Below are 11688 nucleotides of genomic sequence, written 5' to 3' on the forward strand. Positions count from 1 at the left end.
AGGTACGCATAGCGTACCTTTTTTTATTAATTTTATAATCTAATTCTAAATGATTGAAATGCGTAGACTGTTATTGTTGTTATATTTAAGTGTTGTTACTGTATCTTTTTCTCAAGAAATTGAAGAAAGAAAAATTCCGGTTGACTCACTTTTTAGAGAAGATCAATTCTATTTTTCAATAACGTATAATTTACTGAGAAATGCACCAAGTGGGTATTCACAGTATTCTTTTTCTTCAGGTGTAACTTTAGGTTTTTTAAGAGATATGCCAATTACAAAAGATAGAAAATGGGCCATTGGTTTAGGGTTAGGATATTCTTATAATGATATTAAGCACAATCTCAAAATTGCCACCGATGCCTCTTCGGCTCAAAATTCCTACAGTATAGATAATACATATAATAAGAGTAAATTGCGCTTGCATTATGTTGAAGTACCACTTGAAATTAGATGGCGCAATGCTAGTTATGATAGTCATAAATTTTGGAGAATTTATACAGGGTTTAAAGTAAGTTATTTATTTGCTAGTAAAAGTATTTTTGAATCCAATACAGAGAGTTATGGTATAAGAAATAGTAATGAACTCACCAAAATTCAATATGGTCCCTATTTAAGCGTAGGATATAATACGATTAATTTGTATGCCTATTATGGTTTGAAATCTAATTTTGATCAGGTAAAAATTGGTGATAAGGACTTGGGTTTAAACTCTTTTAATGTTGGCTTTATTTTCTATATTTTATAACCAAAAATACCAAAAACTCACTTGTGAAATGATGCCAATACAACTGCCTATAACCAATTCAATAGGTGTGTGAGATTTCATGTACAAGCGAGAAGAAGCTACAAAGCCTATCATTACAATCATAAAGGCTATGCTGTTAATTAATTGAACTTGTAAATGAATGCTTAGTGCATAAATAAAGGTCGCTAAAGAACAAACCGCTATCATGTGTAGGCTTGCTTTGAATTTTACTACAACCGCAATAAAAGCCAGTATAGAACTAAAAAAGCCGCCTAGAAAAAAATAATAGAGTTCAGGAATAGTGTCGAATGAGTTGCTGAATTTGATGAGCATAAAAAGGAGTACGGCTTGAATCATAATAGGTACTTTCCGCTCTTTTAAATTGGCTTCAGTAAACGAAGTGACTAAACCGATAGACAGAAACAAATAATATAGGGATAAGGGCAATAATACCGTTAGTATGCTCACTTGAAGGAGTATCATGTAGAAAAGAGTGTCATACACATACATTTGAGACACTAAAAAATAAAAAAAAGTGCCATATACCGAAATAAATATGGGATGGAAAACGTAGGAAAAAAAGGGGAGCGCTTTTTTTAAATCCATGTCCTAAATTTCTTTTCTTAAACGCGCGACAGGAATGTCTAATTGTTCCCTGTATTTAGCAACGGTTCTCCTAGCGATTGGATAACCTCTTTCTTTTAGCATTTCAGCTAGTTTATCGTCAGGAAGTGGTTTTTTCTTATCTTCTTCACTAATTACAACTTCAAGTATTTTTTTAATCTCAATTGTAGAAACATCTTCTCCTTGGTCATTTTTCATGGCTTCACTAAAGAATTCTTTGATTAATTTAGTCCCATAAGGTGTTTCAACATATTTACTATTTGCTACTCTTGAAACTGTGGAAATATCTAAGCCAATTAAATCGGCAATATCCTTCAGAATCATTGGCTTTAACTTGGTCTCATCGCCATCTAAGAAATATTCTTCTTGATAATGCATAATCGCATTCATGGTAACATATAAAGTTTCCTGACGTTGTCTAATGGCATCAATGAACCATTTTGCAGAATCTAGTTTTTGTTTAATAAACTGAACGGCGTCTTTTTGTGCATTGGATTTCTCAGAGGAAACCTTGTAGCTTTGAAGCATTTCCTGATAATCTTTAGAAACATGTAATTCTGGAGTATTTCTTCCGTTTAATTGTAGTTCCAGCTCTCCATCAACAATGCGAATCGTAAAATCAGGTACGACATGTTCAATGGGTTTTTGGTTCCCATCATAGGCACCTCCAGGTTTTGGATTTAATTTTTCAATTTCGTCAATAACTTTACGAAGTTGGTCTTTTGAAATTTCGTATTTTAATAGCAGTTTTTCATAATGTTTTTTGGTAAAAGCATCAAACTGATTTTCAATAACATCAATAGCCAGCTCAATAGAATCGGTAGGTGTTTTGTGTTTTAATTGGAGTAATAAGCACTCTTGTAAATCTCTTGCAGCTACACCAGAAGGTTCTAGCTCTTGAACAATTCCAAGGATACGTGTTACGGTCTTTTCATCTGTATAAATTCCTTGTGTGAATGCTAAATCATCTACAATATCTTGTATGCTTCTTCGGATATAGCCCATGTCATCAATACTACCAACTAAAAACTCAGCAATATCTCGTTCTTCATCCGTTAAAATAAAAGTATTCAATTGATTCAGTAAATCTTGATGAAATGTTACACCAGCAATAAAAGGCATACTGTTGTCTTCATCATCATCACTGTAATTATTAGTTTGGTACTTATAATCGGGCGTTTCGTCGTTACTTAAATAATCATCAATATTAATATCTTCAGCTTCAATGCGTTCTCCTTCATAATCATCATAATCGTCACCATTGGAAACATCGTCGAATTCATCATATTCAGAACGTTCTTCTTTACCATTTTCTAAAGCAGGATTTTCTACTAATTCTTCTTGTAGACGTTGCTCAAATGCTTGCGTAGGTAACTGAATTAACTTCATCAACTGAATTTGTTGAGGAGATAATTTTTGAGATAATTTAAATTGTAAACTTTGCTTTAACATTGTGAAATGTGATCAAAAACTAAAAATCGTTTAGTCGAATACACAAATATACGACTAAACGATTAATTAAATAAAGAATATTAAAATTCTGCGTTTTGAGGTGTTCTTGGGAATGGAATTACATCGCGTATATTAGTCATTCCTGTAACAAATAAAACCAATCTTTCAAATCCTAATCCAAAACCAGAATGTACTGCAGATCCAAATCTTCTAGTGTCTAAATACCACCATAATTCTTCTTCTTCAATACCTAATGCTTTCATTTTTTCAATAAGAACATCCAAACGTTCTTCTCTTTGAGAACCTCCAACAATTTCACCAATTCCAGGGAAAAGAATATCCATAGCTCTTACTGTTTGTCCGTCATCATTTAAACGCATGTAAAAGGCTTTGATTTTGGCAGGATAATCAAATAAAATTACAGGACATTTAAAGTGTTTTTCGACTAAGAAACGTTCGTGTTCACTTTGTAAATCAGCACCCCATTCGTCAATAATGTAATTGAATTTTTTGTTTTTATTGGGCTTGCTATTTTTTAAGATATCAATAGCTTCAGTATAAGAAACACGTTTGAAATTGTTGTCTAATACAAAGTTTAATTTTTGCAATAAACTCATTTCGCTGCGTTCTGCTTGTGGTTTTGATTTTTCTTCTTCTAAAAGGCGGCTTTCTAAGAATTTCAAATCATCTTCACATTTTTCAACCGTGTATTTAATTACATACTTAATGAAATCTTCTGCTAAATCCATATTGGCTGCCAAATCATTAAAAGCAACTTCGGGTTCAATCATCCAAAACTCTGCTAAATGTCTAGAAGTATTAGAATTTTCAGCTCTAAAAGTTGGTCCAAACGTATAAATTTGGCCTAGAGCCATAGCAAAAGTTTCTCCCTCTAACTGACCAGAAACGGTTAAGTTGGTTTGTTTACCAAAGAAATCTTCTTTATAATTTACGGTTCCATCTTCATTTCTAGGAGCAGAGCCGTCTAATGGTAAAGCAGTTACTTTAAACATTTCACCGGCACCTTCAGCATCAGAACCTGTAATGATAGGTGTATTTACATAAACAAATCCTTTTTCTTGAAAATATTGATGTACTGCAAATGACAATACGGAACGCACACGCATAATGGCACCAAATGCATTGGTACGAACTCTTAAATGGGCATTTTCACGCAAAAATTCTAAAGAATGTTTTTTAGGTTGAATAGGGTACTTTTCAGCATCACTATCCCCTAAAATTTCAATTTTTGTAACTTGAATTTCAACGGATTGTCCTTTACCTTGGCTTTCTTGTAACGTTCCTGTTACTGAAACTGCAGCTCCTGTTGTGATTCTTTTTAAGGTTTCCTCAGCGGTGTTTTCAAAATCAACAACACACTGAATATTATTTATGGTTGATCCATCATTTAAAGCAATAAACTGATTGTTTCTAAAAGTTCTTACCCAACCTTTAGCGGTTACTTCTTGTAGTGTTTTAGTATTGTTTAATAGGTCTATGACTTTAATATGTTTCATTTTGTTAAAATTTAATATGCAAATATAAAATTATTCGTTTTCAGTTTCAATTTCTTCTTTATCTTCTGCTAAAATATCTATTGTAGGCTCTGTAAATTCTTGTTCGTTTGCAATAGAACGCTCTAAGGAAAGTAATAAAGCGGGTAAAAAAATTAAGTTGGATAACATGGCAAATAGTAAAGTGGTGGCTACCAATCCTCCTAAAGCAATAGTACCTCCAAAACTAGATAAAGTAAATACCGAAAATCCAAAGAAAAGTACTACAGAAGTATATAACATGCTTACACCAGCATCTTTTACTGTGTTGTAAACTGATTTTTTGATTCTCCAATTATTTGCAATCAACTCTTGACGGTATTTTGCCAAAAAGTGAATCGTGTCATCAACTGAAATACCAAAAGCAATACTAAATACCAAAATCGTCGAAGGTTTAATAGGAACTCCTAAAAAGCCCATCAATCCAGCAGTAATAATTAATGGAAGAATATTTGGTAATAAAGAGATGATAATCATTTTGAAAGATCGGAACAAATAAGCCATCAATAAAGAAATCAAGAAGATGGCAAATAGTAAAGAAATGACTAAGTTGTGCACTAAATAATGTGTTCCTTTTTCAAAAATATAAGCTTTACCCGTAATGGCAACATCATATCTTTCTTTTGGGAAAAGTTTGTCAATTTTTTGAGCTAATCGCTCTTCCGTATGTTTCATTTTATCGGTGCCAATGTCTCTCATGAACGTCGTAATTCTCACAAATTGACCCGTACTATCAATATAACTTTTTAAAAGATTTTCTTTGCCTTTTCCTGTGGAGTTTTTGATGTAAGATAAAATGAATGCTTCTTCTTGTTTCGTAGGAAGTTCATAGTATTCTGGATTCCCGTTATAATAAGTTTGTTTGGCATATTTTAACAAGTTCACCAATGACACTGGTTTAGAAAGTTCTGGAATTTCTTCAATCGTTTCTTGAAGCTCGTTAATTCTTTTTAAAGTAGCTGATTTTAAAGCGCCTTTAGGGCGTTTGGTATCAATCATGATTTCTAAAGGCATTACACCATCAAACTCTTTTTCGTAGAAGCGAATATCTTCAAAAAAATCTGTATTTTTAGGCATATCTTCAATAACACTTCCTGAGATACGCATTTGCGTAATTCCAATGATTCCAAAGACTAATAAGCCAATCGCTACGGAATAAATAGCAATCGTTTTTTTCTTAATAGTAACTAAAATCCAATCAATAAAAAACTGGATATAATTCTTCTCTAAATGGGCTAAATGCTTGTCCTTTGGTAAAGGCATGTAGCTGTAAAGAATTGGTATAATTATTAAACTTAAAAAGAATAAAAAGATAATATTCAAGGAAGCTATAATTCCAAACTCTTTTAATAAATCACTATCGGTTATGATGAAAGTAGCAAATCCAGCAGCAGTAGTTAAATTGGTCATTAATGTGGCATTACCTACTCTTGAAATGACACGTTGTAAAGATTTAGCCTTATTTCCATGTTTTTTAATTTCTTGTTGGTACTTATTAATCAAGAAAATACAGTTGGGTATACCAATAACAATAATTAACGGTGGAATAATTGCAGTTAAAACGGTAATTTCATAATTCAATAAACCAATGGTTCCAAAAGACCACATTACGGCTATAATTACAATAATCATAGAAATAAAAGTGGCGCGAAAACTTCGGAAAAAGAAAAAGAAAAGTAACGAAGTAATTCCTAAAGCAGCACCTACAAATAGACCAATTTCTCCTAATATACTTTGAGAATTTAAAGTTCTAATGTAAGGCATTCCTGAAATTTTCAAATCAATTCCGGTTGCTTTTTCAAAAGCTTCTACTCTTTTCTCATTAAGATACTTGTCAACAAATTCTTTTCGCTTAGAGGTGTTTACAATATCTTTATTGATGTAAATGGCAAATCGAACTGCTCCAGATTCTTTGTTGAATAACATGCTTTCATAAAAAGGCAAATTGTTAAACAGTTCCTCTTTTTTTTCTTTTAAATACGCATCAGAAAACTGGTTGTTATTCACAAAAGGAACTAAATTGAATTTTTGATTTAAAGTATCTTTTTTTAAGACTTTAAGATCACTTATAGATAATGTTAAATCAACAGCTTTGTCCTTTTTAATTTCATTGATAAATTCTTCCCAAAGGCGAACGTTTTTCTCTGTAAAAAAAGCATCATCTTTAAAACCTATTACAATAAGATTCCCTTCTTCACCAAACTTTTCTAAGAAAAGATTATATTGAATGGAAATATCATTATCCTTTGGAAGTATGTTTGCTTCAGTATAGGTCATTCGGATTTTTTGCCATTGGAAAGCCATGAACAAGGTAAAAAGCACCAGAGCCACTAAAAGACCTATTCTGTTGCGTAATATCTTGCTAGCAATAAAATCCCAAAAACTGGTCGTTAGCCATTTAATCATCGTCTCAAAAATTAGAGCGCAAAGGTAATGATTCTTACTTAATTAGTTAGGTAACAACCAAAAGATTTAAGGAAATTTTAAAATCCTAAATCGATAAAGTAGGAAATTTTAATAGCGATATTATCTTCAATTGTAGGCAATTGATTTGGACCATATCGAAAGAATGCAGTGACACCTAAACCTCTAAATAATTTATTGCATTCAACGCCACTTTCAAAAAAACCTTTTTCTAAAGATTTAAAAGGCAAACCCATATGCGTATTTTCTTTATTTATTTGTCCCCAAGCATAACGAGTTACAAAAGAAAATTCGGGGTTAATACGATATGCTAAACGAACTCTATTAAAAGTGTGTTTTAATTGTAAGGAAACGTATTTATCAGAGAAAAATTCATTAAAATACATGGTTTCAAAACTGTTTTTACCAGCAAATGTTATTCTTTGTAGTAAAGCATCTCTATTTAAATTATTTGGCTGTAAACTGTATAAATGTGTTAAAGGAACGTCTCCAAATGCAATTCCTGTTTGTAATAAAACCGAGCTAGATTGTCCTGATAAATAGGGAATTTCATAAAAAGTCTTGAAATCGATTTTTGTAAAAACGAAATCATTATCCAGCATTTTAGGAACAGTTTGCGTGACTTGAAACGAGAATTTTGGATGTCTTTTTTCAATTTCAATTCTACTTTTAGGTGTTTGCATATAATTGCTAAACGGATTCCATTGAATGGCCGCTTGAAATGCGGTAATAGTATAGGTTTTATACTCAATATCATTATTTACGAAAGTGTAATCAAATTTAGGATTGATTTGACTATTAAATAAAGCAAAATAGGTTTCTGTTTTTGGAAAGTAATTGCTTTCTACAAATAAAGAAGTCGTTTTATTGCCATAAAAAGTGGAAATGTTAATAGGTCTAGGATCGTATATTTTAAATCGTCGAGGATCGGTTGCAAACGTAATTTGTGAAATTTCGTTCAAATCATCGGAATAAGAGGCACTAATCCACGTTTCTGATGTTTGATCAAGAAGGTAAGAAGGCGTTATGCCAAATTTAAACGCTTCATCTTTAATTCCATAGGCTCCATAAAAAGCAACTTTGTACTTTTCAGAAAGTTTATCATTGGTTACACCACCTAATCCGAATCGGAACCCTTCATAGTTGTTGAATTTCACAAGGCTTCTTAAGTCTAAATCAATGATGCTTATTGGGTAATATCCATTTAATATTTTTTTTCCTAAGAATATTTTTCGTTCTAAATTTTTAGACTCAGAAAGACTATCAAGAGACGTATAGGTTCTTAATCTTCTTTTGTCGATAGTGTCTTTGGCAAATTTTTTCCAATAACTGTCTTCTCTTTTTAATCCATCTTTTTCTATTGAAATTTTAATTCCTTTATTGTGAACCGTAACTCGTTTGTCTAATTCAATATCAAAAGGGATGGATTCAATAATCAAATATACTTGATCCGTTGCATTGGTATTGGGTGTTGGATCTAAGGAAGAACTGAATTTTATGGTGTTGCCTAAAATTTTAATATCATCAACATTATTGCCTTTTAAAACCGTTATTTTTCTTTTTTTTGGAAACCAAAGACCTTCTTTGTCTTGATAGTCAAAGGTATAATCGGCATTGATATTGACGATACCATAAATTCGATAATAGGCTCTAGCAATGGCAAAAGTTTCTGCATCAATATAAAGCAACCCTCTTAAACGACTTGATTTTAATTTTTTAGGTTGGAAAAATACTTTGTAAGTCTTTCTGTTTTGAATGTTTAACGAATCCACCATGTAAAAGTTGTACAAGCGACGCCCATAATTTGAAATAGGATTTTGAACGGGTGTTTCTAATATTTCAAAAGGGTTTTCGTAAACCGAATACGAAAATAAATTGAGTCCTAAATATTCATAAAGGGGTTCTTTAAAACCAGCCATTCTCGTTGCAATAACCGTTTCTTTATAGCCTTTTTTGTTGTATTGAATGAGGTTTACTTTTTCCGTTTGGTACAAATGATTTTTTTCCACCATTTTTTTGAATTTATAATTGGTAGAATCCAATCGAATAATTCGTTTTCCAAATAAAGTACGTTTGTAAACGGGTTCAATTTTGCCTGAAATAGAATCGGGATTAGCTGTAACTAATAAGTTTTCATAGTTTTTATACTGAAAACTTTCTAGCGCTTTTTCGGGTTGGTTGAAACGCTTATTGTCGATAACTTTTTTGACTAGTTTATTGACTTTATTGTCGGTGTAAATTTCAACTTTTTCAAAAGTATTCAAGTCAATGGCCATTTTAATGATGACCAAATCTTGATTGGGTGAAATATAAACGTTCTTGGTTTGATACCCTTTGTATTTAATGATTAAAGGTTTATCGTATTCAGTAATTGCAATTTCAAATTTTCCTTCCCATGTAGTGGTTAGAGTCTTTCCTAGATATTCCACTTTAGCATAGGCTAATGGAACTCTACTGTCTATATCAATGATTTGAGCTTTAATTTTGTCTTGACCAAATGAAATAGCAGTATGGAACAAAACAAACCAAAAAAAGATGTATCTCATTAAAAGGGATTTGTTAATGTACAAACTTACATAAATTTAGTTATTATTTTTGGGGATGTAAGTAACATTTAGGAATCCTTAACATTTTGCATAAAAAAAATCCCGAGTTTATTTCGGGATTTTATGTTTTTATATAAAAGCAGAAAACTATACTTTCATGATTTCGGCTTCTTTAATCACCAGATGTTCATCTATTTTTTTAATGTAAGCATCGGTTAATTTTTGAACATCTTCTTCTGCTTTTTTGCAAATATCTTCAGAAGTACCGTTTTTTTCTTCTTTTTTTATATCCGTATTAGCATCTTTACGAGCGTTACGAATACCAATTTTGGCATCTTCTGCCTCAGCTTTCGCTTGTTTTACTAGCTCGCGTCTTCTTTCTTCCGTTAAAGCAGGAATGCTAATAATAATATTTTCCCCGTTATTCATTGGGTTTAACCCAAGATTCGCAATCATAATTGCTTTTTCTATAGGTTGTAACATGTTTTTTTCCCAAGGAGTTACTGTTAAGGTTCTCGCATCTGGAGCATTAATATTAGCTACTTGTGATAAAGGGGTTTGCGAGCCATAATAATCTACAAAAACACCACCTAACATTTGAGGTGACGCTTTACCAGCTCTAATATTTAAAAATTCTTTTTCTAAATGAGCAATGGAACCTTCCATAGATTCTTTTGCACTGTCTATAATAAAATTAATTTCTTCAGTCATTTTTTAGATATTTTGATTTTTAGATATTTTGACTCTTCGAATGATCGAACCATCAAGTAATCGAATGTGTAATTTATATGGTTACTGTTGTTCCTACGGTTTGACCTTCACACACTTTTAATAAATTACCTTCTTTATTCATATCAAAAACAATAATTGGTAATTTGTTTTCTTGGCTAAGTGTAAATGCGGTTGTGTCCATTACATTTAATCCTTTTGCTAATACCTCTTCAAAAGAGATGTAATCAAATTTTTCTGCGTTAGCATCTTTTTCTGGGTCAGCAGTATAAACACCATCTACTCTCGTTCCTTTTAGGATGACATCTGCATGTACTTCAATACCTCTTAATACAGCTGCGGTATCTGTTGTAAAGTAAGGATTTCCTGTTCCTGCTCCAAAAATAACAATTCTTCCTTTTTCTAAGTGTCTTGTAGCACGTCTTTTTATGTAGGGTTCAGCAATGGCTTCAATTTTTAAGGCCGTTTGTAAACGCGTTTGCATACCTGCATCTTCTAAAGCCCCTTGTAAAGCCATTCCATTAATAACAGTGGCAAGCATTCCCATATAATCGCCTTGAACGCGATCCATTCCATTACTTGCACCTGCTACTCCTCTAAAAATATTTCCACCACCTATTACAATTGCAATTTCAACTCCTTTGTCGTGAATTTCTTTAATTTCTTGAGCATATTCTGCTAAACGTTTGGGGTCGATTCCGTATTGTCGATCACCCATTAAAGCTTCACCACTTAATTTTAGAAGAATTCTTTTATATTTCATCAGAATGTATGTTTATTTTCGTGATGCAAATATAATTATATATCTACAGAAAAAAAATGTTGCTACTATTATGCGTTTATTTCTTGTAAAGTATTTTTAGCTTCGCGGTAACCAATGTCAAAAATAGTTTGCATTTTTGCTTTATTGGTTTCAAATGTGCTAAAATTAGCTAATTCTTTAGGTTCAATTATATGGTCGCAAAGGCTAAATTTTTGATAATTTCCTTGTGCCGATAATAAATCGAAAGCTCTTGTAGTAACTGCTTTAATCGATTTTAAATCTTTGGCTTCAATATTTTGAATAGGACTCACATAAACCCCAATGATACAATCACAATGGCCTTGCAGCAAATCGGTTGGAAAATGATTTAAAATGCCGCCATCACTATATAGTTTTTTGTTGATTTCATATGGAGTTAACATGCCAGGAAAGGAAGCAGAAGCCAAAACCGCATCGACTACTTTAGTATTGTCGTTGAAAATTTTTAATTTTCCTTTGACTAAATCGGTAGCTGTAATTTTTACTGGAATAGGTAAATCACCAATTTTAGTTTCACCAAATATGGTATTAAAATAAATTTTAAAAGAATCAGAGTCAATTATCCCAGGCTTTTTTAAGGTAAAATGTTTCCAATTGAAGAAATAAATGGATTGAAAAAAAGTAAGGATTTCTTTTGGGGTTTTCCCAAAAGCATACATGGCTGCAATGATAGCTCCTGCACTTGAACCTGATAAAACAGTTGGTTTAATCTCGAGTTCATCCAAAAACTGAAGTACTCCAGCATGCGCAATTCCTTTTGAACCACCACCAGATAAAGCGATGCCAATTTCTTTTGATTGAAAATCCATGGTT

General features: G+C 32.0%; 9 protein-coding genes. 1 reads left to right on the forward strand and 8 read right to left on the reverse strand.

Annotated elements, in window-relative coordinates; translation table 11 throughout:
* Positions 1-49: 49 nt before the first annotated feature.
* On the forward strand, positions 50-745 hold the full coding sequence (locus tag NHF47_RS04085; RefSeq protein ID WP_252763741.1) for a porin family protein: 696 nt from the start codon (positions 50-52) through the stop codon (positions 743-745).
* Here NHF47_RS04085 and NHF47_RS04090 read toward each other — a convergent pair.
* The 8 genes from NHF47_RS04090 to NHF47_RS04125 all read right to left on the reverse strand — a co-directional run bounded on the left by NHF47_RS04090 (position 740) and on the right by NHF47_RS04125 (position 11684).
* Positions 740-1351 (reverse strand): hypothetical protein, encoded by a 612-nt coding sequence (locus tag NHF47_RS04090; protein ID WP_252763742.1) that lies wholly within the window; start codon positions 1349-1351, stop codon positions 740-742. The genes NHF47_RS04085 and NHF47_RS04090 overlap by 6 nt on opposite strands.
* A 3-nt stretch (positions 1352-1354) precedes the next feature.
* On the reverse strand, positions 1355-2821 hold the full coding sequence (gene rpoN, locus NHF47_RS04095) for an RNA polymerase factor sigma-54 (RefSeq protein WP_252763743.1): 1467 nt from the start codon (positions 2819-2821) through the stop codon (positions 1355-1357).
* A gap of 80 nt (positions 2822-2901) precedes the next feature.
* Positions 2902-4338, reverse strand: coding sequence for an asparagine--tRNA ligase (asnS, locus tag NHF47_RS04100; RefSeq protein ID WP_252763744.1), 1437 nt, complete (start codon positions 4336-4338; stop codon positions 2902-2904).
* A 30-nt stretch (positions 4339-4368) separates the two neighbouring features.
* Positions 4369-6780: an RND family transporter gene (locus NHF47_RS04105; RefSeq protein ID WP_252763745.1), complete on the reverse strand. Its 2412-nt coding sequence runs from the start codon at positions 6778-6780 to the stop codon at positions 4369-4371.
* 77 nt (positions 6781-6857) lie between these two features.
* A complete protein-coding gene (locus NHF47_RS04110) occupies positions 6858-9344 on the reverse strand; it encodes a DUF5686 family protein (RefSeq protein ID WP_252763746.1) in 2487 nt (828 codons plus the stop codon).
* Positions 9345-9491: 147 nt separating this feature from the next.
* The gene (gene frr, locus NHF47_RS04115) at positions 9492-10055 is read right to left on the reverse strand and encodes a ribosome recycling factor (RefSeq protein ID WP_159778492.1); all 564 of its coding nucleotides are present in this window, start codon (positions 10053-10055) and stop codon (positions 9492-9494) included.
* 73 nt (positions 10056-10128) lie between these two features.
* On the reverse strand, positions 10129-10836 hold the full coding sequence (gene pyrH, locus NHF47_RS04120; RefSeq protein WP_140998496.1) for a UMP kinase: 708 nt from the start codon (positions 10834-10836) through the stop codon (positions 10129-10131).
* Positions 10837-10904: 68 nt separating this feature from the next.
* Complete coding sequence (locus NHF47_RS04125) at positions 10905-11684, reverse strand: patatin-like phospholipase family protein (RefSeq protein WP_252763747.1); 780 nt, start codon at positions 11682-11684, stop codon at positions 10905-10907.
* Between the last annotated feature and the right edge of the window lie 4 nt (positions 11685-11688).

The organism is Flavobacterium sp. NRK F7 (assembly GCF_024054195.1).
Lineage (GTDB): Bacteria > Bacteroidota > Bacteroidia > Flavobacteriales > Flavobacteriaceae > Flavobacterium.